This is a genomic window from Pseudomonas sp. SDO55104_S430 (genome assembly GCF_054070595.1).
Window position 1 is genome coordinate 21,887 of sequence record NZ_JBSVXG010000018.1, and the last position, 24,608, is coordinate 46,494.

Here is a 24,608-nt window from a genome sequence, read left to right on the forward strand (position 1 = left end):
TTTCTGATGCCAGCCAGCAAATCAGAATCTTCCAGGACCTTTCTGAATGGATTGTTTCATCCAGCACAATTGAGTCATAACAACCCTGCTTATTCTCTAATCATTCCTGAATGGCGAGACTGATCAACACAAGCAATTGACTGAGTTCGGGTCATTGAAACGTTGGTCAACCGGGAGTCCACTCATGATTGATGTCACTCTTTCTTGCGAACAGGACCGCTGGCTGGACAATCCAGCCATGGCGCACACCGAATACGAGAGCAGTTATTTATTGCCGCAAATGATGGGTGCGTTGGCCAGCGAATCAGGATCGGTTCCAGTTGCGCACCACTGGAACAAACCTGGGCACAGGATTTCTTTCATGAGTCTGTTCGCTCCAATCCTGCGCGCCGTAAAGCTTCGTTTTTCTCTCCTGAATCACGTTGGCCAGCACACACGCTGTGCAAACTTCCCAGAGAATTGAGATGACCTACGATTTTGATTTATTCGTCATTGGGGCAGGTTCCGGTGGCGTGCGAGCAGCGCGATTTGCTGCGGGCTTCGGCGCAAAAGTGGCAGTAGCTGAAAGCCGCTACCTTGGAGGCACGTGCGTCAACGTTGGCTGTGTGCCTAAAAAGTTGCTGGTGTACGGCTCTCATTTTGGCGATGACTTCGAACAGGCGGAGGGCTTTGGCTGGACTGCCGGCAAGGCGCAATTCGACTGGGAGAAGTTGATCTCCAACAAGAATCGGGAGATAGAGCGTCTGAATGGCATCTATCGCAAACTGCTGGTTAACAGCGGTGTGATCGTCATCGCTGGCCATGCACGCTTGACTGATGCCCACCATGTCGAAATCAACGGAAAGCGCATCAGCGCCGAACGCATTTTGATTGCGACAGGCGGCTGGCCACAAATACCCGATATCCCGGGACGCGAGCATGCGATTACCTCGAACGAGGCGTTCTTTCTCAAGCAGTTGCCAAAACGAGTCCTGGTCGTCGGCGGCGGCTATATCGCGGTTGAGTTCGCCGGGATTTTCAACGGCCTGGGAGCTGACACTCGCCTTCTGTATCGCGGCGATCTGTTCCTTCGCGGATTTGATAAATCCGTTCGTACTCACCTGGTGCAGGAGCTGACCAAGCGAGGCCTGCAACTGGATTTCAACACCGATATCGTGCAGATCGACAAGCAGTCTGATGGCAGCTTGTTGGCGACACTCAATGACGGTCGCAAGCTGGAAGCCGACAGTATTTTCTACGCGACTGGCCGGCGCCCGATGCTCGACAATCTGGGGTTGAAAAACACCCGTGTCGAACTCAACGACAAGGGCTTCATCGACGTCAACGATAATTTCGAAACCCGCGAACCTTCGATCCTGGCATTGGGTGATGTGATTGGCCGGGTCCAGCTGACACCGGTAGCAACAGCGGAGGGCATGGCAGTCGCCCGCAGGCTCTTCAAACCCGAGCAATATCGTCCCGTCGATTACCGGCATATTCCCACGGCAGTTTTCAGCCAGCCGAGTATCGGGACCGTCGGGATGACCGAGGAACAGGCGCTGGAGAATGGCCACAAAGTGGTGGTTTTCGAAAGCCGGTTCAAACCCATGAAGCTCACACTCACGGATTCAGATGAGCAAACCTTGATGAAACTGGTGGTGGATGCGCGCACTGATCGGGTGTTGGGCGCGCATATGGTCGGCCCGGATGCCGGAGACATCATTCAAGGGCTGGCAATCGCGCTGAAGGCAGGTGCCACGAAGCGCTTGTTCGATGAAACCATCGGTGTGCACCCCACCTCGGCAGAAGAGTTCGTGACGTTGCGTACTCCGGTTGCGGGCAGATGACGGTGGACGGCTTATCAGATGCATTTTCCGGCCGTCCATATCGCCGGGCCAGCACCAAAGTAGCCGGCTTGACCGGCCGAAAACGGCCAGAAGCAGCCAAATGTAATCGGCAATTTCCGTGTTCGATTTGGCCCGATCACTTCTTTTTGGGCAATGAATTCTCGGGTCGCTTATTGATTTCCATCAACCCCATTTCCTTAATGGTGTTAGCTGCGAATTCGATGAACGCGGATACCGCACGAGGCAGCTGTCGGCGGCTGTGGTAGACAAAATGTACGCCTATTGCGCCTGAAGTGTAATCAGGGAGCACTTCCTTCAAGCGCCCTGCATCGACGTGAGCAGCGCTGAGTGCGGCAGGTAGCAGCGCGATGCCCAATCCGGCCAGCGCACCTTCAAGCTGCGCCGAAGCCGTATTGGCCTGAAACGGCCCGTCCACTTCGATGGTCGCTGCTTGATTGTCGATACCGCCCAACCGCCAGGTGGTGCGGGGGCCACCGTGAGACGGTGAGGTGATGCAGTGATGGGCAATCAGATCAGCGGGCTGTGCCGGAACGCCATGCGCCGCCAGATAGCCTGGACTCGCCACCAGAGTTTGATAACTCGTGCCAAGCTTGCGTGCGAGCAGCGATGGATCGTGATCACCTCCGCGCATGGCTATGTCTATACCTTCGCCCAGCAGATCGACTCGTGCGTCATTGAGCTCGAACTCAAGACGCACTCGCGGATGCTCAGAGATGAATTGCGCGACAGCCTGTGCAGGAAACCAGTTGAAAAAATCCACAGGAGCAGCCACGCGAACGCGACCAGCAATCTGAGCAGAATCATTAGTCACCTGACCCGCAACCCGTAGCAACGCATCGATCTGATCGGCGGATTCGGCGTAAAAGTTGGTCCCGGCATCGGTCAACACCAATCGCCGCGTGGTGCGCTGCATCAGCCGTGTACCCAACGCGACTTCCAATAGCTGCACACGCCTGCTGGCAGTACTGGGCGGCATCCCGAGACGCCGCCCGGCTTCGGCGAAACTCCCCGCCCGAACGACTTGAACAAACAGCGCGACATCATTCAGATCCACGTGATTACCCCCGTTGTGCATGAGTGAAATTGACCCGTCCATCCCTGGCCCGGCACGAATCGGCTGCCCGCTCTTGCATGCACAGCCCGGTGTCAGCAATTTAACTCTATTACGCTCATTTATGAACGAGTGCATCTCACCAGCCCATCTTTCTGAATTATCGGAGACTTCCTAAAGTGGGCTCCAAGGCGCGCAGGCGCCTCCCCCATTCCCCAGGAGACTCACCATGACTACCGTTTCCGTCATTGTTGGCAGCACTCGTGACAGCCGCTTTTCCAGCACTCCAGCCAACTGGATCAAACACCACCTTGAACAGCGCCAAGGGCTGAACATCCGCTTGCTCGACCTGCGGGATTTTGATCTGCCCTTCTTCGACAGCGCCATGCTTCCTGGCTTTCCTGGCCGTCCGGCGTATGAGAACGAAAACGTTCGTCGCTGGACCGAACAGATCGCGACCTCCGACGCGTTCGTGGTGGCCACTGCCGAATACAACTTTGGCCCGCCCGCTGTTTTGAAGAATGCACTGGATTGGGTTTACCAGGAGTGGAACCGCAAACCTATCGGCTTCGTAAGCTGGGGCAGCGTTGGCGGCGCTCGCGCTGTGCAGCAACTGCGCGAAATCGCGACCGAGCTTCAGATGGCAACGATTCGCACCGCGGTGCATATCCCTGTCAACGCGATTTACGCCCATTTCCAGGGTAATACCGACGAGATCGAGTCGGCATTGCAGGCTCAGGACGATCAGGCAGGACGCATGATCGATGACTTGCTGTGGTGGTCGCATGCCCTCGAAAACGCCCGTACCGCAACCGTTTGATCAAGGAGATCAGCATGTCTCTCGCCGCTGAAAAAACCACTGTGCAACTTCGTCAGATCACCCATCGCACCCATGGTCGTCGTAACGGTCCAGCCATACGCCTGATGAGCCCGTCCGACTTTGGTCAGATTCTCAAACCGTTCGTGTTCCTGGATTTCTTCGATATGCAGGGCCCTCCTTTCGTGGGTGAACTGCATCCCCATTCCGGGATTGCCACCTTGTCTTACCTGATCGACGGCCGCATGGATCTGATTGATCCGCACGGCACCACTGTCGTCCTGCCCAGCGGCGGCGTCGAGTGGATGCAAGCGGGCCGCGGCATGTGGCACGGCGGCAGCGTAGGTGATGAGAATCATGGCCGGGTGCGTGGCTTCCAGCTCTGGGTCGCCCTGCCGCCCGAGTCGGAACTGGGGCCGACCGTCTCAGCTTTCCAGACATCCGAAGACATCGTAAGCGCGGGACCGGCGCGGGTTTTGTTGGGCAGTTACGGGAACGCGCGCAGCGCCATCGACACCCCTTCACCCATGAACTTCCTGGCGGTGAAACTCAAGGCCGGCGAGCGCTGGACCTACATATCGCCGAGCGGACATACGGTGCTCTGGGTATCCCCCGTCGAAGGGAGGCTGCTGGCCAATGGCGAAGAACTTCAGCCTGAAGAGCTGGTGGCATTCGAACGATGCAGCCAGTCAGTCCACTTCGAAGCATTGACGGACACCCAGTTCATCCTCGGTTCTGCTGTGCCTCACAATCACGATCTCGCACTGGGCTACTACTCCGTCCACACCTCACCGCAGGCGCTGAAAGTCGGAGAAACTCACATCCAGACCATCGGCAAACAATTGGTCGAAGAAGGTCGTCTTGACCGTCGGCATGTCCGATAACACCCTTGAGGAGAACGCCATGTCAGCTCGGTCTGCCATCACACAAGACGCCCTGGCGCAACTGTTCACTGACGCACGATCCCATCACCACTGGACGGACAAAACGGTATCGGACGAGTCGCTCAAAGCACTTTATGAGCTAGCCAAATGGGGCCCGACCAGCGGGAATTTGCAGCCTGCCCGCATCGTTTTTGTGCGGTCCGAGGAAGGCAAGCGCAAGCTTTATCCTGCGCTAGAGGGCATGGGTAGCAACCCCGAGCAGGTTCGAGCGGCGCCGGTTACGGCCATCGTCGCTCAAGACTCCAGATTCTTTGATGAGGCACCTCGACTATTCCCGAGAATGAACTTCAAGCCGATGTTTGAGGCTGACGCCGCCTTTGCCGAGTCGATTGCCTACCGCAGCAGCTCATTGACCGGGGCGTACCTGATGATCGCTGCTCGTGGGCTGGGGCTGGATGTCTGCCCTATGTCCGGTTTTCACAACGCGATCATCGACAAAGCGTTCTTCAGCGGGACGTCATGGAAGGCCAACTTCATTTTCACCATCGGCCATGGTGATGACGCCCGCCTTTATCCACGTGATCCGCGGCTCTCCTTCGAAAAAGCCTGCCGCTTCGAATAGATCCCTTTGCGCAATAAAAGGAGCAGACATGAAAACCATCGGCATCATCGGCGCCGGACAAATTGGCAACGCCATCGCTCAGCAACTCGCGCGTTTGAACATTGAAGCCACGCTGGCCAACAGCCGAGGACCTGAAACCCTCCACGACCAGATCAGGCAGCTTGGCCCTTCGATCAAGGCAGGCACACGCGAGGACGCGGCTACCAAGGACATCGTGTTTGTAGCAGTGCCCTGGAACCAATTGAGGAAAGCACTGACGGGCCTGCCGGACTTCGAAGGGCGCATCGTGGTGGACACAACCAACCCACTGCAAAAGCAGCCTTTTGCAGCCATCGATATCGGTGATCACGCTTCTTCAGCGCTGGTCGCGCAGATGGTCCCAGGTGCCCGTTTGGTGAAGGCGTTCAATCACCACGCCTATTGGAATCTGGCAGCCGAGCCCGTTAAAGAAGGCGGTCAACGCATTCTGTTCTACGCAGGCGAAGATGCGGCAGCCAAGGCTGAGATCGCGTCTCTGATCGAGCGTCTGGGGTTCTTCGGCACCGACATGGGAGATATCGAAACGGGCAGTCGATTCTTCCAGCCGCCGACAGGTCCGCTGGCAGGTCCCAATCTCGTGAAAATGGAGTTGCAGGCATGAATCAACTGTTCACACCCACGACGCTTGGCAGCACATCCCTTCAGAACCGCATTGTCATGGCGCCGATGACACGAGCCCGCGCCAATAGCGATGGATCCCCAGGACCACTGGCTGCTGAATATTACGCACAGCGCGGTAGCGTGGGGCTCATCATCACCGAAGGCACTCAGCCCTCTGATGACGGCCAAGGGTATCCTGCTACGCCTGGCATTTATACGGATGCGCACGTAGCAGGCTGGCAAGAGGTTACCCATGCTGTGCACGCTCAGGGCGCTCGCATGTTCGTCCAACTGATGCACGCCGGAAGAATGTCGCATCCGCTCAACACCCCCCATCATCGGCAAGGTGTGGCCCCCTCCGCCATCGCCCCCGGCGAACAGATCTTTACCTTGTCAGGTATGAAGGATATCCCGGTGCCGCGTGCACTCGACCTCGCTGAAATCCCGCAGGTGATCAACGAGTACCGATACTCTGCCCGTCGTGCGCTGGACGCCGGAGCCGACGGCGTGGAGATTCATGGCATCGCCTACCTCGTTCATCAGTTCCTGGCGATCAGCAGCAACCAGCGTACGGATCGGTATGGCGGCACGCTGGAGAACCGCGCTCGTTTTGCCATTGAAGTTGCACAGGCTGTCGTGGCGGAGATTGGGGCAGATCGCACTGGCATTCGCCTGTCGCCCGGCTTCGGCGGGATGGGACTGAGCCATGGTGATGAGGGCCCTGATCTGTATCGTTATCTGGTGGGTGAACTCGACAAGCTTGGCCTCGCGTATCTGCATATCGTTCACTATGGCGGCGATGCGCTTCTGCATGATCTGCGCAAGCTCTGGCACCAGGCACTCATTCTCAACCGGCCTGACCGGCCACGTGAAGACATCGGGAAAGATGTCGGCAGTGGTCTGGCAGACCTCGAATCGTACGGGCAAATGACGCTGGCCAATCCAGACCTTATTCACCGATTGAAAAGCGATGCACCGCTCAATGCCGCCGACCCCAATACCTATTTTGGCAGCAGCCCGACAGGCTACGCGGATGGGTACACTGACTATTCGTCATTGGTCTGATCGCTGATCCCTTACGAAGGACAGGCACCCATCCACAAGCCGCGTATAGCTGCCTTGGTGAACGGCTAGTATTGGCCCATATTAGCCAGGTTCACCGCTGGAAAAGAGAACTCACGCTTCACCTTCACGAATCAACTGGCGAGCAGAGTCTGCAATCACCGGTAATGAACCTGCCAGCATCAGAACGTCTTTCAGCACCAGGCGACCTGCACCGGACAAATACGGAAATCCATGCTGGCCATCTCCCAGAGCACCTACCCATGCTTCCGGTGTTGTGATGAGAAAGGTCAATGTCACCAACGGCGTGCCGAAGGCCAACGCACCACCAAGCAATCCCGTGCGACGTGAAATCGGATTGGAAAGCACCAGCAAACCGATCAGGATTTCGACTACACCCAGCCCAGTCGAGAAACCGTAAGTGTTGTTGGCTGTCTGCCAGGCTCGCTTGTCAGCGTTCAACTCGCCCTCATGAGTCAGGTGCGCCTTGTACTCCTGCGGATGTTCATAAAAGAACGACATGAACGGGCTGTTGGCCACAAAGGGAGTGATACTGTCGGCCTCATACGGGACGAACTTGAGCGCGCCGATCCAAAGGAAAACCACAGCTATCGCGAGCCGCATGAGTGAGGTGCTGAACGTATCGGCCTTGCTGATGATGCGTAGCCAGGCGGTGAATGAGGTGATCATTAGACTTCTCCGAATGTTTGGAATGTGGAGCCAGTCTGAGGTAATGCCTGGGTCTACTTTTGTTCGCGGGAATCAAGTTTTTGCTCAATCGTCTCAAGGTGCAAAATGAATTCGATCGATAAGCTCATCAGCATGGCCAACGTCCGCGGCAGTCTGGATTTGCGCTGCCAGTTCGAAGGTGATTGGGCCCGTGAACATGAGCAGGAGGCTTTGGGTAGGGCGCCATACCACATCGTGTTGGCTGGAGAATGCCGTGTGGACTTCCCGGATGGCCATCGCATCCCGATGCGGGCCGGCGACATTCTGTTGCTACCTGGAGGTGCGCCGCATGTTATGCGTAGCCCAGAGAAGTCCGTAGCTCCCACCGTGCCCAAAATCACCCACAAGGGCGCATTGCCGGTCCATCGTATCGGCGGAGCGAGCCTTGACTTCGACATGCTCTGCGGCGGATTTCACTTCAACCGGACCTCACTCCTCTTCGCTGCTTTGCCTGAACATCTCGTCATTTCAACGGCCAGTGGCCCGCTGTCGGCTCTTGTAGAGATTCTGCGCGGTGAAGCTGACGGTGATCAGGTGTGCTCCCGATTCATGCTCGACGCGCTGTCTCAGGCGCTATTCACCCTGATCCTGCGGGCTCATCTGACGAGTGACGGCCAAACATCGGGCTCATTGGCTTTGCTCAGCGACAAGCGCCTCAGCCGAGCGTGGCATGCGATGCTTAGCGACCCTGCAAATGAATGGACTATCGACGGATTGGCAGATATGGCGACGATGTCCAGAGCAACCTTTATGCGGGCGTTCGTTCGTGTGGCAGGTGCATCACCTTGGGTGCTGTTGACCCAAGTTCGGATGGAAATGGCCTTTAACCTCTTGAGCCATTCCCATCTTGGGCTGAGCGATATTGCCGCGCAGGTTGGATATCAATCGCAGTCGGCGTTCAGCAAGAAATTCAAGGAGTTCTATGGCGAGGCACCTGGAAAAATACGGCGTGAAATATAGTCGGTTGCAGTTGCTACATTTCCAAGCGGTTGGAGTGTCGCGACTCTGTGAGTCATCTCAAAGCGCATGGTGCACGCTGATAAGCGCAGAGCATTACAACAGTGCATGCCCCGATTATGCGATCGCTTGGCAATTCCCTGATCGAAGATCTTGTCGTGCCTGAAGATGCAAAAAAACCGGGATCGCCAGCCTGCTTCCAGCGAACCCCTCCCGTCCGGGCTGGTCTTCTGCTGTATCAGCTCTCGGGAACTCGACGTCATGTCCACTCAACAGAGCCTCATCGTACTCGCACGCGGCGGATATGCCGCCCGTGGCGTTCTCTATCTGATCATCGGGATTTTCGCGCTGTTGGCGGCTGTCGATTCGACCAAACCCAAAGACAGTGAGAAGAGCCTTGAAGCGTTACTGAGCCAACCCTTTGGCTACGTGCTGGTCGGGCTGGTGGTGATGGGTCTGTTCGCCTACGCGGGATGGCGGGTATTTCAGGCAATCCGCGACGTTGATCATCACGGTAAGCGATTCAAGGGATTGGTCATTCGTGCTGGTCTGTTGGCCGGTGGTCTTTTCAATGGAGGGCTGGCGTTCTTTGCCCTGGGATTGCTGATCAGTGGAATCAGAAGTTCAGGTGATTCCAAAGGTGGGCAAACCCGGGATTTACTGGCGCATGTGCTGTCCTGGGAAGCATCGAACCTGCTGGTGTATCTGATCGCACTTGTGCCGCTTGGCGTAGGCATTGCTCACATCATCAAGGGCTGGAAAGCGTCGTTCGAGAAGTATTTTGAAGCGGATGAAGACGTCATGCAGTACGTCCGTCCGGTGTCTCGGCTTGGCCTCATGGCCCGTGGCGTTGTTTTTATCGAAATCAGCCTGCTGCTGATACTCAGTGGCTCGAATTACCAGGCGCTGCATCCGCCGGGCATGAAGGACGCCCTCGACGCCCTGCAGAATCTGCCGGCTGGCGGGTTGGTCCTGATGTTGATGGCCCTGGGGCTGATCGCCTTCTCGGTTTACAGCTTTGCCGAGGCCGCTTGGCGAAAGATAAACGTCACATAGATCTGCCTGATCATCGCCTGGCTGACTCAGGCTTCTGGGACAGAGGTAATCGCAACGCCTTTGCGACCCAATTGTTTGACCCCGTACATGGCCTGATCTGCCGCCTTGAGCAGCGTATCCAGATTCTGGCCATGAACCGGACACAACGAAACGCCGATGCTGCACGATACCGATAGCTCTCCTGCGCTGGTCATGACCGGTTGCGAGAGACTGCCGAGAACCCTTGCGGCCTTCGCCTGCGCGTTTTCGAGGTCTTCCAAGTCGGCAATCAGCATTACGAATTCATCGCCGCCGTACCGCGCCGCGGTGTCTCCGGCGCGGGTGCTGTGCAGCATTCGATTGGCAACCGCTCGCAGAACCTGGTCGCCCACTTCATGGCCGTGACGGTCGTTGATGTCCTTGAAGTGATCCAGGTCGATCACCAGCAGGGCGAACGGGAGGCCTTTCACTTGCCAGTCGGAAAACGCCTGGTTGAACCGTTCGGCAAACAGGTAGCGATTCGGCAATTGCGTGAGGACATCGTGAGTCGCCAGATAGACCGAACGCTCATGCTCGACATCCGCCCTTTCTATCGCCCTGAAATGCCGAATCAAGACCATCGGCATCAACACCAGTGCCCCGGCGAGCACCAGGAGAATCATCAACATCTCTTCGGTCAACACATCCCCGAGACGCAACTGACGTTCGAACATCAAGGTCATGGGCTGCGATGCACTGCGGATCTCGACCCTGTCGGTCATTTGCGGCAGGAGCAGACGATCCAGAAATCCCGCTTGTTGAACCTGCGTTGAAAAGATGTCGCTTTCGGATCCCGCAGCGTTCTTCAGTACGGCAGAGATATGAACCAATGGATCGATGTTGGCTTCGTTCGCGGCCTCCAGCAGCGAATCCGTCCGGATCAACAGCAATGAAACCATCGCGCTCCCGAAAAAGTTGGGCGCAGCGGTTTCTCGAACATGGGCGGGACGGGTTACGGACTGCATCAAGATGTAGGCGCTATCACCCTCGAACATGGAGAACACCGGTGATGCGACCGGCTTCTGGCTGCTGCGGGTGCGAGCCAGCGCATAGGAAAGATGGCCCACGGTCTCCAGCCTGACGCCGTAGATCGAACTGGCCCCCGGGAGGGATGGGTACATGAACAGCACGGGCCAGGTCTCGCCGAGATAGGCCTGTGGCTGAGCGGACTGCTGAGTAAGGCTCGGGAAATCCTTGAGTTCGAAATCCGGACGCCAGGTGCGCCGCAGCAACTGTTCAAATGCCGTCTGCTCGGCGATAGGCACCGCACGCGCGGCCTCGAGCATGTAGATATGAGGGTAAGCCGGTAAAACAGCGGCCGCATACCGTGCCGTCGCCTCGGTATCGCTTTGATCAACGGCTTGCAGAAACGCGGAGAACCCCGAAAGCACCGCTTCGTTGGTATCGAGCTGATTGCGCACGATCCCGGAAATGTTTTGCACGTACTCGGAGAAATACGTCTGTCGCCGCTGGGTCTCGGACTTCAACAGAAGCAAAGCCGAAAACAGTACCAGTCCGATAGCCAGCGCAATAAAGCCCATCAGCGAGCTGCGCCGTTTAGTCCATTTCATTTTGCATCGTCCATTGCGCAGATCAGACATACTGCCCCGCTCATCCACAAAAATCATCTGCGATTTAGCCGTGGATAATCGTTTTTACCGGCGAAAAGCCAATGTCAGAGGATGCTATCGGTGAAAGTAACCATTGAAGATTGGGATGGAGACGGCGCCATTCGTATCCCGGATGAAGCCCTGCAAGAGCTGGAACTGGATGTAGGCGACTCGCTGTACCTGATTGAAGAGTTTGTGGGCAATACCCGGTGTTTTGTTCTTTCAAAAACGCCTCGGGTTGCGGATCGTATCGATGAGCTAAGGGCTGCTTGGAAGAGCGATATGGAGTCGGACGGGGCTCGGCAGCTTCTGGCTGGCGACTGATCGCGTGGTCCACTTTGCTACGTTTGTGAAAAGCCCCGGCGGGTGCCAGGGCTCAATCTATTGGAATGAAGCGCTTCCAGTTCATTCCATTTTTTAAAAGTGTGCTCCATCCCAAGCGGGCAGAACCGTCTTAATCGTCTTCTTCGTCCAGATAGGAATTCAGGTCCTCGTCCTCATATTCCTCGTCTTCGTCATATTGAGACGCGAACTCATGGTCAAGAAGATGTTCATGCTCCGGTTCGGGAGCCTCGTTCTCGTTACTCATGACATGACCTTCCAATACAAATTAATGACGCGGGCTATATATCGATCGAGAACCGATGAGTCAAAACTTATCTATGAGTGCCCCTCTCTATGAAAGCAGCTCTCTATGAATGCACCTCTCTATGAATGCACCTATGGAAGTGCTCCTGCGTCACCCTCGTCCGACTTGTGCGCCGCCTCTCGCCCCGCCCGACAGCTTCTGCACAACACCGGCGCGGGCGTCCAGTTGCAGTGGTACCGGAATGGCAAGTGGCAAGCCTCACACGTCGCCTCCGGCCATTCCTTATCCCTGCGATCCTTTGCCAGCGATGCTTTCAACTTGCGCATCGAATCGTGACTGTTCGGGCTCATCGGGCGCTCCATTGTCTTCCCTTTCCCAATGCGTTTGATACTCCAGTGTGGCAGAGGTTCATGCCCAATTGCGCGACGATTATGCGGTCTTCAGTTGTGGTTATCTTTTTGGCCGAAAATCCCGGCGCGTATCGCAGTCAACTGGCGCAATTCGGCGCCGCCAAGCGGGCGGATATGTTTGCTCTTGAGCGTTATTGGCAACTCGATTCCGAGTAGTGTTGCAGCGGTGAGCTAAGCTGACCCGAAACCCGAGGATTCGCGATGCCAAATTCCGACCTGCTCCCTTCCCTGCTGTACAAGATCAACGAGAACCAGCTCGCTCTCGAAGCGGCCATCATGGAGCTCACCAATTGGGCCGAGCAGCACGGCGCCAAGGACATTGCCGACAACGTGCATGCCGCCCTGGACGTCATCGACAAAAATGAAGAGTTCATCAAGTTGACGCTGGCGGTGTTCATGGCGCCGGACTGAAACAGCGTTTCCTGCCTCTTCCGTGCGCTGGCGGCTACGCCAGTTGCATCAACGCCTCTTCCACCGCAGCCACCATGCGGTTGCCCTTGGCGCCCGGCAGTTTCCACGCCGCGATGACCATCCCCAGTGGCACCGACTGATCGACTGGCGCCACCAGTTCACCGCTGTCCAGATAACGCTGTATGAGACTGCGTCGGCCGATCAGCACACCGGACGCCAACAAGGCTTGTTGCACAGCGATGGAATACAGGGAAAACCCCGGCCCGCGCGCCACGAACTTCTGGCCGGGCATGACCGAGCGGGTCCAGACGTCCCAGTCACTCCATCCCACATCGGCAATGCAGCGCACATCGGCAAGATCCTCTGGTTGACTGATCCGGGCCGCCAGCGCGGGCACGCAGACCGGCAGAACCTCCTCGACCGCGAGCATGCGTTGCCCGCGCTCAAGTTGCTCGGTGTAGAACAGGCAGAGGTCGAACGGGCTGCGTTTGAGGTTGGGCGCTTCATCGACGGCGGTGACGGAAATTTCGATGGGCGCGAGCATTTCGGTCAGGCGTGGCAGGCGCGGGCCGATCCACAATTCGGCCAGCGCAGGGGACGTGACGATATGCACCCGCTGTGGGGCGGAGAGTCGGCGCAGGGTTCGGGCGGCTTCCTCCACGGCGTCGAATGCTTCGATGAACTGGTCCTTCATGCTTTCGCCAAGGGCCGTCAGCCGCACGCCCTTGGCATGGCGCTCGAACAGGGCTGCGCCGTACTCGTTCTCCAGCGCCTTGACCTGAGCGGCGATGGCGCCCGGTGTCACCTTCAGCTCATGGGCCGCCCGGGCGAAACCGCCGAGACGCGCCGAGGCCTCGAAGGCGCGCAGGGCATTGAGTTGCAGGGTGTGGCGGATGGGAGAGTCGAGAAACATGTCGTGAGCCTCATTTTTTCTAGGCCTAATATTTCAGAAATCTACCGTTGTTCCCAGTTGGCGCGCGCATTATTTTGATCATGAAACATCTGTTTACGCTCAACCGCCCGCTCAAGCGCAAGGAACTCAAATGAATTATCGAAGTGGGACACAGGCGTTCGTGCACGGTGCTCACAGCGCTTCCCCTTTGACCACCGGGGTCATTCCTTTCGGCTTGATCGCTGGCGTCACCGCTGCCGGGATGGGCATGTCGGCCACCAAGGCGATGGGCATGACGCTGCTGTTCTATTCGGGATCGGCGCAGATCGCCGTCTTGCAGATGCTGCAGAACGGCGCCTTGCCGGTGACCATCGTGCTCACCGCGCTGGTGATCAATCTTCGCTTTCTGATGTACAGCGCATCGCTCGCGCCGCACCTGCACGATCTGCCCCGGCGCAAAACCTGGCCGCTGTCCTATCTGCTCGCCGATCAGGTGTTCGCGCTGTTCAGTCTGAGAACGGCTGCGGGCGGACTCGGCCGTTTTGCGTTCCCCTACTACATGGGCGCGGCGGTCACCATGTGGCTGGGCTGGAACCTGGCGGTGCTGGCGGGCGTGTTTCTGGGCGCGCGAATACCCGAATCCTGGTCCCTGGGCTTCGCGATTCCGCTGTCATTCCTGGCGCTGCTGATCCCCAGCATCCGCAATACCGCGACCTTGAGCGCCGCAATTGCGGGAGGTTCGCTGGCGATACTGGGCGTCGACCTGCCCTACAACCTGGGCATGCTGACGGCTTCGCTTGGCGGTGTTATCGCCGGACTTGCCGTCGAGCATCTGCGAAAGGATTTGAACACCGCACCAGGCACCGACGCCGAACAGGAGGCCTCATGAGCGAGTTGTCCCAATGGGGCCTGTTCCTGCTGATCGGCGCCGGCACCTTTGCCATCCGCCTGTCCTTCATCCAGTTCTACGGCAGCTTGCGCATCCCGCCGCTGCTCAGCCGCGCCCTGCTCTACGTCCCGGCGAGCGTGCTGGCCGCGTTGGTGTTGCCGGCGGTGGTCTACCCGGATCGCCACGGGACGTTTGACTGGAGCAACCCGCAGATTCCCGCGGCGATACTCGCAGCCCTCGTCGCCTGGCGAACCCGCAGTACCTTGCTCACGCTGATGGTCGGGATGGGCACGTTGTGGGCGCTGAAATACTGGGGGCTTTAGAGGTTGTGCAGCACCAGCTGCACACCGGTGACGAGCAGCCCGAACCAGGCAATGCGATAGAACCATTTCTGATTCACCCGACCCTGCAGCCAGATCCCCAGCCAGACGCCGGGAATCACGATCGGAGCCAGCGCCAGGCTGGCGCCGAGGTTGGTCGTCGAAAACTGCCCCAGCAGCGCATAGGGCACGAGCTTGATCGCGTTGGTCAGCAGGAAGAACACGTTGGTGGTGGCGATGTAGCGCACCTTGTCCATCTGTTGCGGTAGCAGGTACATCATCAGTGGCGGCCCGCCTGCGTGCGCGACGAAACTGGTGAAACCCGCCAGGGCGGAATAGAACGTGCCCTTGCCGGCGTGGGGTTGTGCTGGTGCCAGGGCGTGCCGGGCGGTCCAGACGTTCAGGCAGAAAAACGCAATCGCGATGCCCCCCATCAACAGCGCAATGAGCCGCTCACTCAAGGCGCCGAACGACAGCGCACCAATCAGCACGCCGACCAAGGCCCCGGGAATCATGATCTTCAGATTGCCCTTGTCCCATTTGCCACGAAAGCGCCGCAGCCCGGTGATATCGGCCAGGCACAGAATCGGCAGCATGATCGCCGCCGCCTGGGTGGGCGGCATGTTCAGCGCCAGCAACGGCACGGCAATGCCGCCCAGCGCACCGCCGAAGCCGCCCTTCGAAATCCCCGTCAGCAAGACCGCCGGTATCCCCAACAAAAACAACTCGACCAGCGACATGCCCTGCTCCGTCTCGACCGTTGAAAACTTCGGCCACCTTACGGCCAGGCGTCGGGTTTAGGAAGATCCTAGCTCTCCCATGGCGCAGCACAGTCGATATCGATGACGTACTTCGCAATTGCCTCGCTGCAAACGCTCGCCTCCAGCGTGCCTTCGTGAACCAGCGCCGTCAGCGCACTCAACACGATCTGATAACGGTCCACTTCGAAGAACCTGCGCAACCTGTCGCGGGTATCGCTGCGGCCGAAGCCGTCGGTGCCGAGCACGGTGTAGCGGCCATCAAGGTAACTGCCGATCAGCTGGGGCAAGGCGCGCACGTAATCGGAGCAGGCAATGATCGGTGCAGATCCCTCAAGCGAAGCTTTGAGGTGGCTGCGGCGAGCCGGATGTTGCGGATGCAGGCGGTTCCAACGCTCGACCTCCCGAGCATCCCGGGCCAGTTCGCTGAAGCTGGTGACACTCCACACCTGGCTGTCGACGTTCCAGTCGCTGGCCAGCAACTGCGATGCGGCAATCACTTCGCGCAGGATCGCCCCCGAACCCAACAGCTGAACACTGCCGCGCGCATCGGCGCCCTCATGCCGGGCGAAGCGGTACATGCCTTTGATGATCGCCTGCTCCGCACCTTCGGGCAGGTTGGGCTGCGGGTAGTTTTCGTTCATCAATGTGACGTAGTAGAACTCGTCCACCTGACGCTCCAGCATCTGGCGCATGCCGTGGTCGAGGATCACCGCGAATTCGCAGGCGAAGGCCGGGTCGTAAGCGCGACAGTTGGGGACCATCGCGGCCATCAGGTGGCTGCTGCCGTCCTGGTGTTGCAGGCCTTCACCGCCCAAGGTGGTGCGCCCGGCGGTGGCGCCCAGGAGAAAGCCGCGGGCCCGTTGATCCGCCGCCGCCCAAATCAGGTCGCCGATGCGCTGAAAACCGAACATCGAGTAGTAGATGTAGAACGGCAGCATGGGCAGGCCGTGCACCGAATAACTGGTCGCAGCCGCTACCCAGGAACTGATCGCCCCGGCCTCGCTGATGCCCTCTTCCAGAATCTGCCCGTTGAGGGCCTCGCGATAGCTTAGGATCGAACCGATGTCTTCCGGCTCGTAGCGCTGGCCGACGCTGGAGTAGATGCCGATCTGCTTGAACAGGCTGGCCATGCCGAACGTGCGTGCCTCGTCGGCCACGATCGGCACGATGCGCGGCCCCAGTTGCCGGTCCCGCAGCAACCCGCCGAGCATGCGCACGAAGGCCATGGTGGTGGACATTTCCTTGCCGTCGGCGGCGATCGCAAAGCCGGCATAGCTGTCGACCTCGGGAACGGCCAATGGCGGGCAGGCCGAGGGTCGCGTCGGCAGGTAACCGCCCAGGGCCCGGCGGCGTTCGTGCAGGTAGCGCATTTCACGGCTGTTTTCGTCGGGCTTGAAGAAGCTCAACTCGGCGGCCTGCTCATCAGTCAATGGCAGGTTGAAGCGATTGCGGAACGCGATCAGCGCCTCCCGGTCGAGCTTCTTCTGCTGGTGCACGGTCATCCGCCCCTGCCCCGCCTCGCCCATACCGAAGCCTTTCTTGGTCTGCGCCAGAATCACCGTCGGCTTGCGCCCTTCGCGCTGGGCAGCGTGATAGGCGGCGAAGATTTTCACCAGGTCGTGACCACCGCGTTTGAGGCGGTCGATCTGCTCATCGCTCAGACCCTGGGCCAGTTTTGCCAAGGCCTCGTTCTGGCCGAAGAAGTACTCGCGGTTGAACTGGCCGTCCTTCGCCGCGAACGTCTGGAACTGGCCATCGACGGTGGCGGACAACGCCTTGACCAGCGCCCCATCGGTGTCCCGCGCAAACAGGCCGTCCCAATCGGAACCCCAGACCAGTTTGATCACGTTCCAGCCGGCGCCGCCGAACAGTGCTTCCAGCTCGTCGATGATTCGACCATTGCCGCGCACCGGCCCGTCCAGCCGTTGCAGGTTGCAGTTGACCATCCACACCAGATTGTCCAGCCCTTCGCGCGCCGCCAGGGTCAGCGCCGACATGCTTTCCGGCTCGTCCATTTCCCCGTCACCGAACACGCCCCAGACGGTGCGGCCCGTAGTGTCCAGCAAACCGCGGTGCTGCAGATAACGCATGAAGCGCGCTTGGTAGATCGAGCTGATCGGGCCGATGCCCATGGAGCCGGTGGGAAATTGCCAGAAGTCGGGCATCAGCCACGGATGCGGATAACTCGACAGGCCCCGCGCGCCGTTGGCCCGGGCACCGATTTCCTGCCGATAGTGATGCAGGTCCCGCTCCTCGAGCCGTCCTTCGAGAAAGGCCCGGGCGTAGACACCCGGCGCCGAGTGCGGCTGATAGAACACCAGGTCACCGCCGTTGCTCTCGGTTCGGGCCTTGAAGAAATGGTTGAAACCCACCTCGAACAGATCGGCGGCGCTGGCATAACTGGCGATGTGGCCGCCCAGTTCGCCGTAGGCCTGATTGGCCCGGGCCACCATCGCCAAAGCGTTCCAGCGCATGATCGACGCCAGGCGCTCTTCGATGGCCAGGTCCCCGGGAAACACCGGCTGGCGGTCGACGCTGATGGTGTTGATGTACGCAGTGCCCAGGCTGGGGCGCCAGCCGATGTCCGCTTCGCTGGCCACCGCCAGCAAGGTATCGAGGATCCTTTTCGCCTGCTCCGTGCCGCCATAGGCGATGACCGAGAGCAAGGCGTCGCGCCACTCGGCGATTTCCTGGATATCTTCGGCTGGCTGGCCCGGCGACTGGGCGTGTTGCTCGGACGGGTTCATGGGCGACTCCTGCAAAATCGGCATTACATCAATGTGGTCGCTCTGCGCGACTTTCGCTAGAGACCACAGCGTTCTTGCAGCACGCTTTTGGCCAGCGTCCGGGTGAGCGCGAGAATCTCCTCCACCTGCTGATCCATCGCGGCATGGGACGATGCTTCCTTGCCGAGCCTGACCAGCCGCAACGGATGACCGCGCACCGAACCGAGCCAAGTGAGGCTGGGGACCGGGCCGACCTCGACATCCAGCAAAAAGCAGCCCTTGGCGACGCAGCTCAGCAGCTGGCTGGCCTGACAGGTGGCGGCGAGCGTCGGTTCGTCCGGGTTGGAGCCGGCCTGCAGCCAGTCCTGCATGAAGGCACCGGATTGCTGGACTACCAGATGGGCCACCTGGTCCCAGTCATCGATGGCCCTGTGCAGTTGGTGGTTCATGTATGGCGGCAGTGTGGCGCTGGACACGATCACCACGGCGGCATCGGCCGAGGGTGGTTTGAGCCAGGTGGCAGATGGCGGTGTTCCTTGCATGGTGGTAACTCCTGTCACACAAAGCCGATAGGACTCGAATTACTGTGGGAGCGGGCTTGCCCGCGATGACGGTGGCAGGTTCAACATGGATGTGACTGACCCACCGCAATCGCGGGCAATCCCGCTCCCACAGGGAACTCAACCGTTACGAAACAGAAAGCTATACGCATTCAACGCCGGCACCCCACCCAGGTGCGCATACAGCACTCTCGACCCCTCCGGAAACTCCCCGCGACGCACCATCTCGATCATCCCGTCCATCGATTTGCCCTCGTACACCGGATCGGTCAGCACCCCTTCCAGCCGCCCGCACAGGCGGATCGCCTCCAACGTACCTTCGTTGGGCAGCCCGTATTCCGGGTGCGCAAAGCGCGTATCGAGCACCACATCCTCTTCAGTGATCTCACGGCCCAGATCCACCAGTTCGGCGGTGTGTCGGGCGATACGCAGGATCTGTGCGCGGGTCTTGTCCGGCTTGGCCGAAGCGTCGATCCCGATCACCTTTTTCGAACGACCGTCGGCTGCAAACCCCACGATCATCCCGGCCTGGGTGCTGCCGGTCACCGAGCAGACCACGATGTAATCGAACTTGAAGCCCAGTTCCTGCTCCTGCTGCCGCACTTCCTCGGCAAAACCGACAAACCCGAGGCCACCGTAAGGATGCTCGGAACAACCGGCCGGAATCGGAAACGGCTTGCCGCCCCGCTCCCGCACATCGCTCATGGCCTTCTCCCAGCTGGGACGAATGCCGATGTCGAAGCCTGCTGCATCAAGGCGTACGTCCGCGCCCATGATCCGCGACATCTCGATGTTGCCGACCCGGTCATACACCGCGTCGGAATAATTCACCCAGTTTTCCTGCACCAGCACGCACTGCATGCCCAGGTGCGCCGCAACCGCCGCCACCTGACGGGTCTGGTTGGACTGGATGCCGCCGATGGACACCAGGGTGTCGCAGCCCTGCTCGATGGACTCGGGAATCAGGTACTCAAGCTTGCGTGTCTTGTTCCCACCGAAGGCCAGGCCACTGTTGCAATCTTCACGTTTGGCATACAACTCGACCTTGCCGCCCAGGTGCTCGCTGAGACGCTTCAAGGGAGTGATGGGCGATGGGCCGAAGGTCAACGGATAACGTTTAAAACGATTCAGGTTCATGGCGCTAATCCTTAATGGGGTGGGATATCCAAGCACTCTGGTGGGCTTCGATATTTCAATATTAAGAAAAAACCTGAAAATCCGTGTTGCAAACTTCTTCGATTTATAGTTGCTTTATTCCTTATCTAAACATCTCAAAGAAACTTTATTGCGTATAGGTCGACATGAACGCAACAAATAATCACAAACGATCCGCCACCCAGGCTGCAGAGCCGATGGCGCTTGATCGCACCGACCGCGCCATCCTCAAGGCGCTGCAACGTGACGCCTCCATCTCCAATGTGGCCCTGGCCGAGAAAGTGAAACTGAGTCCGCCAGCGTGTTTGCGGCGTGTCGAACGGCTCAAGCAGGCCGGGTTGATCAAGGGCATCGTCGCCCTGCTCAACCCCGATGCGCTGGACGCCGGCATGGTGGTGTTGATCGGTGTGGTGCTGGACCGCTCCACCCCGGAATCCTTCGCCGCCTTCGAAGCCGCGGCGCAAAAAGTCTCAGGATGTATGGAGTGCCATGTGGTCACAGGGGAATTCGACTACTTCATGCTGCTGCGCACCAAGGACAGCCAGAGCTTCAACCGGCTGCATGCCGAACAACTGCTGTACCTGCCGGGTGTGCGGCAGATTCGTTCGTTCATGGGGTTGCGACAGGTGTTGTCGACGCCGCAGATTCCGCTGTAAACCTGATGCAGCTCGGACTGCCTGCAAGCACCTTGATTGACATGATCTCAAAGGTAGGTAGCATGATTAGCTATAAATGAAAGCTAAGGTAATTCGAAGATGAGCAAAGATCACCCGGCCAAGATGCACCTCAAGGAGAAAACCATCACGCTCCCCGAGCTTCTCGACAAGGACAAAGGTGACAGTAAATTCCGTGAACTGCTCCACAACATCTTCGCGTTCTCAAGCAAAATCGAAGCAATTCGCGGTGAGTTCGGCAAGATAATCGGCCTTACCGGCATTGAGTACACCGCGTTGATCGCCACCGCTTACATGCGCAGTATCGATACCGTGTACGTGAACAGCCTGGCGGATCACCTGCACTTGAGTGGCGCCTTCATCACTCTGCAAACCAATAAGCTGGCAAAGAAAGGCTACCTGACCAAAACGAAAGATCCGGAGGATGCACGCCGCGTTCAACTGGACCTGACCGATCTTGGCTACGAAGCACTGGCAAGCCTGGCGCACTCCCAGCAAAAGGTGAACGATGTGCTGTTCGCAGGCATAGATCAGGAGCAGTTCAAGACATTGGTCAAGACCTTTGGCCTTTTGGCCAACAACGGAGACCGCGCGTTCAACATGGCCAGCTTTCTGAGCAATGACAAATAGTCTGCACTTACAGTAAGCCGCTACGGTAAAGGGTTGCCCTGCTCGCAAGTAACGACAGTCTCTGGCGACTTTCGAGCAAGGCAACTTGACGCTTGAACTCAAACCCACCCGATCAAACACCCGCCGCTGCAAGTGTCGTCACTTTGGAGCGCTTGAGCAGTGCAAACAGCACCATGGCCAGTGCAGCGATCAACCCGGGTAACGCGAAGGCTATGAAATTGAGCTGCAGAGGCAGGTTGATCCCGACCAAAGCGCCACCCAGCAATGGGCCGACTATTCCGCCACTGCGACCGACACCAGACGCCCAGCCCATACCTGTCGAACGGATCGACAGGCCATAGAACTGTGCCGCGCAGGCGTATAGCAAAATCTGTGTACCGATGGTCGTCGCACCAGCCACAGTGATCAGCAGATAAAGCACAGGTACCGGACTCTTCAGCCCCAGAAGGCTGACAGACAGGGCGGCCAGAATCAGAAACGCAACCAGCACCTTAGGCAGATTGATCCTGTCCCCCAGCCATCCTCCAAAAACCGCACCCAGCACCGCGCCAACATTCAACGCAACCAGGAACGACAGACTGGAACCCAGGCTGTATCCCGCGCTGGCCATCAACTTCGGCAACCAGGAACTGAGCGCGTAAATCATCAGCATGCAGCAGAAGAAGGCCAGCCATAACACCAGGGTAGGCAGCGCTCGCCCTTCCCGGAACAGTTCCAGCAGCGACGCCGGCCGGGCATTGGATTCGCCCATGATCAACGAATCGTCCTTTTGCAGGTTACAGGCCGGGTCCACGCGAAGAAGAACCGCGCGTGCCTTTTCGAGTCGACTCTGGCGCAACAGAAAGCCTACCGACTCGGGCAGTTGCCAGTAGATCAACGGCAGCAGAATCAACGGTACTGCCGCGGCGAAGAACATGGCCTCCCAACCAAAGCGTGGCAGGACGAAAATCCCCACGCTGGCCGACAGCACACCGCCCAACGGATACCCGCAGAACATGATGGAAACGATGGCAGTGCGAAACTTCTTCGGCGCGTACTCGTTCATCAGCGCCACAACATTCGGCATCAACCCGCCGCAGCCCAGACCGGCAAAGAAACGGCAGATGCCAAACTCCGTTGGATTGCTCACGAAGCCGTTGGCAAGCGTGGCGCAACTGAAAAGCAGGCAGCACACGGCGATCCCTTTTTTACGGCCGATCTGGTCTGCCAGGGTGCCAAACCCTACAGCCCCCAACATCATGCCGAAAAGCGCATAACTGCCCAGGGCACCGGCTTCAAGAGGGCTCAGCCCCCACTGCTGCATCAGCACGGGCAGCACCGCGCCGTAGATGAACAAGTCGTAGCCATCGAAAATCAGCAGCAGAAAACACCAGCCCATGACCATCCAGTGAAAGCCGGAAATACGCGCATGGTCGATGATTGTGTGTACGTTCACTTTTCGCATGACACCTGCCTCTTGTTATTGTTGGAAATGAGCGTCAGCAGATGGCATCGACCATTCGCAGCTCATTTCCTTGGCGACCGAGCGGCTTTTTTGCCCGGCGAGAACAGTATCAAATCAATTTAGCTTATTTTGCAAGCTATTTTAGAAAGCGTTCAGGCTTCGTTTTATTCCATTCACCCGATCCCGCGTTCCAGACTGGTCAGCGAGACCATGAGCGTCGAGGCCGATGCTTTTCTCTGATAAACGGACGTGCGCGATACGCGAATTACCCCCTTGCATCGAGTTGAACCAGCTTCCCTGCTGCCCTGCTCAGATCCCCGGAAGACCACCCGCTCGGCCACAGTTCATCAGCCGCGCTGGCAGAATCAGCCCGAGTTATGTTTTTTATTTTGCTTTCTTTGTTAGCTTTTTATATAAGCTTACCGCTGCCGGATTCGCGAGCGGTGCACGGAAGTACGGCCGCAAGCAACGTCATCCACCCTCCTCGCACTTTGCCGGATGCGCGCGGTGAGGGTGTTCTTCGTCACTATAAAAACAAGAGAACGACATGAATCAGTATCCGAATCCCCTGTCGCGGGCGATCGCCAGCGTTGTAACCATGACCCTTCCACTCAGCTCCCTGGCTGACGGAAGTGGTTTCTTCGAAAACTCCACGGCCACCCTGACCACGCGCAATTACTACTTCAGCCGCGACTTCTCCGACACCGTTGGCCCAAGCCCACAGTCCAGGGCCGAGGAATGGGCGCAAGGCTTCATCCTCAACTATGCATCGGGCTATACCCCGGGGCCGATTGGTTTTGGAATAGACGCCATCGGCCTGTTGGGCATCAAGCTGGACAGCAGCCCGGAGCGCGCAGGCACGGGCCTGCTCCCAGGCGCCTATGGCCAAAGAGCGCCCGATGACTACAGCCGCCTGGGTATCACGGCGAAGCTCAAAGTGTCCAAAACAGAACTCAAGGTTGGAGAACTGCAGCCCAATCTTCCGGTTCTCGCCCTGACCGACAACCGCCTGCTGCCCAACACCTACCAAGGCGCCTCGATCCTCTCAAGCGAGATCTCCGGGCTTAATCTGCAAGCAGGGCAACTGCACTCGACGAGCCTGCGCAGCGAGGCAGGCGATGAGCCAATGGGAGCGATCATAGGGTTTACGCCCCGGCGCGACGCCCAAAAGAACCTGATCACTTCAGATCGCTTCAACTACGCCGGTGGTGACTACTCATTCAATCAAAACCGCTCAACCGTCAGCCTCTGGTACGGTCAACTGGAGAACCTGTACCACCAGCGCTTCGCCGGCTTCAAGCACAGTGAACCAGCGGGGCTGTGGACGCTGAGCGCCAACCTTGGCTATTTCAAGTCAAACGAAGACGGCAAGCGTCTGATCGGCACCCTCGACAATCAGGCGTTCTACTCGCTGCTGTCGGCCAAACGTGGTGGAAACACTTTTTACGTGGGCTACCAAGGCATGTACGGCAACGATGGTTTCCCGCGCGTTTTCGTTACTGTCTCCCCCTTGGGCAACGAAGTGCCTACATACGAATTTGCCTCCGCCAGGGAACGCTCCTGGCAGGCTCGCTACGACTACGACTTTGCCGCTCTCGGCGTCCCCGGCCTGTTGGCGGGAGTGCGTTACATCAAGGGCGACAATGTCGATGCCGGCAGCTTCGAGGGCAAGGACAGAGAACGCGACATTGATCTGAGCTACACCATTCAGAGCGGCATTCTGAAAAACGTCGGTATACGAGTACGAAACGCAGTGGCGCGCTCCAACTACCGCACGGATATCGATGAGAACCGCCTGATCCTCAGCTACACCCTGAAACTCTTCTAAGTTCTTACCTGCCCCCTCCTTGCCGGC

26 protein-coding genes are annotated in these 24,608 nt (G+C 58.4%); 16 read left to right on the forward strand and 10 right to left on the reverse strand.

The features are described 5' to 3' along the window. The first annotated feature begins 184 nt into the window (after positions 1 to 184). Together ACW9JE_RS05900 and gorA are read left to right on the forward strand one after the other, a co-directional pair. Positions 185 to 463, forward strand: a complete 279-nt coding sequence (locus tag ACW9JE_RS05900; protein WP_457432214.1) for a hypothetical protein — start codon at positions 185 to 187, stop codon at positions 461 to 463. Position 464: 1 nt separating this feature from the next. Next, on the forward strand, positions 465 to 1,826 hold the full coding sequence (gorA, locus tag ACW9JE_RS05905) for a glutathione-disulfide reductase (RefSeq protein WP_457432215.1): 1,362 nt from the start codon (positions 465 to 467) through the stop codon (positions 1,824 to 1,826). A gap of 136 nt (positions 1,827 to 1,962) precedes the next feature. On the opposite strand, the gene ACW9JE_RS05910 is transcribed toward gorA, so the two are convergent. Beyond that, positions 1,963 to 2,901 (reverse strand): LysR family transcriptional regulator, encoded by a 939-nt coding sequence (locus ACW9JE_RS05910; protein WP_457432216.1) that lies wholly within the window; start codon positions 2,899 to 2,901, stop codon positions 1,963 to 1,965. A gap of 226 nt (positions 2,902 to 3,127) precedes the next feature. Here ACW9JE_RS05910 and ACW9JE_RS05915 point away from each other — a divergent pair, with 226 nt between their 5' ends. Genes ACW9JE_RS05915 through ACW9JE_RS05935 form a run of 5 tightly spaced genes read left to right on the forward strand, consistent with a single transcriptional unit; the run spans position 3,128 to position 6,925 of the window. Further along, positions 3,128 to 3,718: an NADPH-dependent FMN reductase gene (locus ACW9JE_RS05915; RefSeq protein ID WP_224537531.1), complete on the forward strand. Its 591-nt coding sequence runs from the start codon at positions 3,128 to 3,130 to the stop codon at positions 3,716 to 3,718. A gap of 14 nt (positions 3,719 to 3,732) precedes the next feature. Continuing rightward, positions 3,733 to 4,599 carry a pirin family protein gene (locus ACW9JE_RS05920; RefSeq protein WP_224537533.1) on the forward strand — a complete coding sequence of 289 codons (867 nt, stop codon included), beginning with the start codon at positions 3,733 to 3,735 and terminating at the stop codon, positions 4,597 to 4,599. Next, complete coding sequence (locus tag ACW9JE_RS05925) at positions 4,589 to 5,221, forward strand: malonic semialdehyde reductase (RefSeq protein ID WP_457432217.1); 633 nt, start codon at positions 4,589 to 4,591, stop codon at positions 5,219 to 5,221. The genes ACW9JE_RS05920 and ACW9JE_RS05925 overlap by 11 nt, the downstream gene beginning before the upstream one ends. 13 nt (positions 5,222 to 5,234) lie before the next feature. Then, a complete protein-coding gene (locus ACW9JE_RS05930; RefSeq protein WP_411961576.1) occupies positions 5,235 to 5,861 on the forward strand; it encodes an NADPH-dependent F420 reductase in 627 nt (208 codons plus the stop codon). After that, on the forward strand, positions 5,858 to 6,925 hold the full coding sequence (locus ACW9JE_RS05935; protein ID WP_457432218.1) for an alkene reductase: 1,068 nt from the start codon (positions 5,858 to 5,860) through the stop codon (positions 6,923 to 6,925). Before ACW9JE_RS05930 ends, ACW9JE_RS05935 begins: the two co-directional genes overlap by 4 nt. A 111-nt stretch (positions 6,926 to 7,036) precedes the next feature. On the opposite strand, the gene rclC is transcribed toward ACW9JE_RS05935, so the two are convergent. Continuing rightward, the gene (rclC, locus tag ACW9JE_RS05940) at positions 7,037 to 7,612 is read right to left on the reverse strand and encodes a reactive chlorine resistance membrane protein RclC (RefSeq protein ID WP_457432219.1); all 576 of its coding nucleotides are present in this window, start codon (positions 7,610 to 7,612) and stop codon (positions 7,037 to 7,039) included. A gap of 105 nt (positions 7,613 to 7,717) precedes the next feature. Here rclC and ACW9JE_RS05945 point away from each other — a divergent pair, with 105 nt between their 5' ends. Together ACW9JE_RS05945 and ACW9JE_RS05950 are read left to right on the forward strand one after the other, a co-directional pair. After that, positions 7,718 to 8,611 (forward strand): AraC family transcriptional regulator, encoded by an 894-nt coding sequence (locus tag ACW9JE_RS05945; RefSeq protein ID WP_457432220.1) that lies wholly within the window; start codon positions 7,718 to 7,720, stop codon positions 8,609 to 8,611. Positions 8,612 to 8,869: 258 nt separating this feature from the next. Continuing rightward, entirely contained in the window at positions 8,870 to 9,664 is a 795-nt protein-coding gene (locus tag ACW9JE_RS05950; protein WP_457432221.1) for a DUF1206 domain-containing protein, read from the forward strand. Positions 9,665 to 9,690: 26 nt separating this feature from the next. On the opposite strand, the gene ACW9JE_RS05955 is transcribed toward ACW9JE_RS05950, so the two are convergent. Further along, positions 9,691 to 11,283, reverse strand: coding sequence for a diguanylate cyclase domain-containing protein (locus ACW9JE_RS05955; protein WP_457432222.1), 1,593 nt, complete (start codon positions 11,281 to 11,283; stop codon positions 9,691 to 9,693). Positions 11,284 to 11,373: 90 nt separating this feature from the next. On the opposite strand from ACW9JE_RS05955, the gene ACW9JE_RS05960 reads away from it, so the two are divergent. Beyond that, the gene (locus tag ACW9JE_RS05960; RefSeq protein WP_224533178.1) at positions 11,374 to 11,616 is read left to right on the forward strand and encodes an AbrB/MazE/SpoVT family DNA-binding domain-containing protein; all 243 of its coding nucleotides are present in this window, start codon (positions 11,374 to 11,376) and stop codon (positions 11,614 to 11,616) included. A gap of 130 nt (positions 11,617 to 11,746) precedes the next feature. Here the strand turns inward: ACW9JE_RS05960 and ACW9JE_RS05965 are convergent, their stop codons facing one another. After that, positions 11,747 to 11,881 (reverse strand): hypothetical protein, encoded by a 135-nt coding sequence (locus tag ACW9JE_RS05965; protein WP_256672783.1) that lies wholly within the window; start codon positions 11,879 to 11,881, stop codon positions 11,747 to 11,749. 611 nt (positions 11,882 to 12,492) lie between these two features. On the opposite strand from ACW9JE_RS05965, the gene ACW9JE_RS05970 reads away from it, so the two are divergent. Next, a complete protein-coding gene (locus ACW9JE_RS05970) occupies positions 12,493 to 12,702 on the forward strand; it encodes a hypothetical protein (RefSeq protein WP_175379991.1) in 210 nt (69 codons plus the stop codon). 34 nt (positions 12,703 to 12,736) lie between these two features. On the opposite strand, the gene ACW9JE_RS05975 is transcribed toward ACW9JE_RS05970, so the two are convergent. Continuing rightward, the gene (locus ACW9JE_RS05975) at positions 12,737 to 13,615 is read right to left on the reverse strand and encodes a LysR family transcriptional regulator (RefSeq protein ID WP_175379992.1); all 879 of its coding nucleotides are present in this window, start codon (positions 13,613 to 13,615) and stop codon (positions 12,737 to 12,739) included. A 130-nt stretch (positions 13,616 to 13,745) separates the two neighbouring features. Between ACW9JE_RS05975 and ACW9JE_RS05980 the strand changes: the two genes are divergently transcribed. Then, positions 13,746 to 14,483, forward strand: coding sequence for an AzlC family ABC transporter permease (locus tag ACW9JE_RS05980; protein WP_457432223.1), 738 nt, complete (start codon positions 13,746 to 13,748; stop codon positions 14,481 to 14,483). Next, positions 14,480 to 14,806 (forward strand): AzlD domain-containing protein, encoded by a 327-nt coding sequence (locus ACW9JE_RS05985; protein WP_457432224.1) that lies wholly within the window; start codon positions 14,480 to 14,482, stop codon positions 14,804 to 14,806. The genes ACW9JE_RS05980 and ACW9JE_RS05985 overlap by 4 nt, the downstream gene beginning before the upstream one ends. Here the strand turns inward: ACW9JE_RS05985 and ACW9JE_RS05990 are convergent. The 4 genes from ACW9JE_RS05990 to ACW9JE_RS06005 form a co-directional block, all read right to left on the reverse strand. Beyond that, positions 14,803 to 15,543 (reverse strand): sulfite exporter TauE/SafE family protein, encoded by a 741-nt coding sequence (locus ACW9JE_RS05990; RefSeq protein ID WP_224533182.1) that lies wholly within the window; start codon positions 15,541 to 15,543, stop codon positions 14,803 to 14,805. The two genes, ACW9JE_RS05985 and ACW9JE_RS05990, sit on opposite strands and share 4 nt — an antisense overlap. Positions 15,544 to 15,611: 68 nt before the next feature. Continuing rightward, the gene (gene mdeB / locus ACW9JE_RS05995) at positions 15,612 to 18,311 is read right to left on the reverse strand and encodes an alpha-ketoglutarate dehydrogenase (protein ID WP_457432225.1); all 2,700 of its coding nucleotides are present in this window, start codon (positions 18,309 to 18,311) and stop codon (positions 15,612 to 15,614) included. Between the two features lie 56 nt (positions 18,312 to 18,367). After that, positions 18,368 to 18,832, reverse strand: a complete 465-nt coding sequence (locus ACW9JE_RS06000; RefSeq protein ID WP_175379997.1) for a transketolase — start codon at positions 18,830 to 18,832, stop codon at positions 18,368 to 18,370. Positions 18,833 to 18,970: 138 nt separating this feature from the next. Beyond that, complete coding sequence (locus ACW9JE_RS06005) at positions 18,971 to 19,987, reverse strand: 1-aminocyclopropane-1-carboxylate deaminase (protein WP_457432226.1); 1,017 nt, start codon at positions 19,985 to 19,987, stop codon at positions 18,971 to 18,973. A 164-nt stretch (positions 19,988 to 20,151) separates the two neighbouring features. On the opposite strand from ACW9JE_RS06005, the gene ACW9JE_RS06010 reads away from it, so the two are divergent. After that, complete coding sequence (locus ACW9JE_RS06010; RefSeq protein ID WP_457432227.1) at positions 20,152 to 20,661, forward strand: Lrp/AsnC family transcriptional regulator; 510 nt, start codon at positions 20,152 to 20,154, stop codon at positions 20,659 to 20,661. Positions 20,662 to 20,760: 99 nt separating this feature from the next. Then, positions 20,761 to 21,309: a MarR family winged helix-turn-helix transcriptional regulator gene (locus ACW9JE_RS06015; protein WP_457432228.1), complete on the forward strand. Its 549-nt coding sequence runs from the start codon at positions 20,761 to 20,763 to the stop codon at positions 21,307 to 21,309. A 112-nt stretch (positions 21,310 to 21,421) separates the two neighbouring features. Here ACW9JE_RS06015 and ACW9JE_RS06020 read toward each other — a convergent pair whose 3' ends face one another. Continuing rightward, complete coding sequence (locus tag ACW9JE_RS06020; protein WP_457432229.1) at positions 21,422 to 22,753, reverse strand: MFS transporter; 1,332 nt, start codon at positions 22,751 to 22,753, stop codon at positions 21,422 to 21,424. A gap of 598 nt (positions 22,754 to 23,351) precedes the next feature. On the opposite strand from ACW9JE_RS06020, the gene ACW9JE_RS06025 reads away from it, so the two are divergent. Further along, entirely contained in the window at positions 23,352 to 24,581 is a 1,230-nt protein-coding gene (locus ACW9JE_RS06025) for an OprD family porin (protein WP_457432235.1), read from the forward strand. Positions 24,582 to 24,608: the final 27 nt, after the last annotated feature.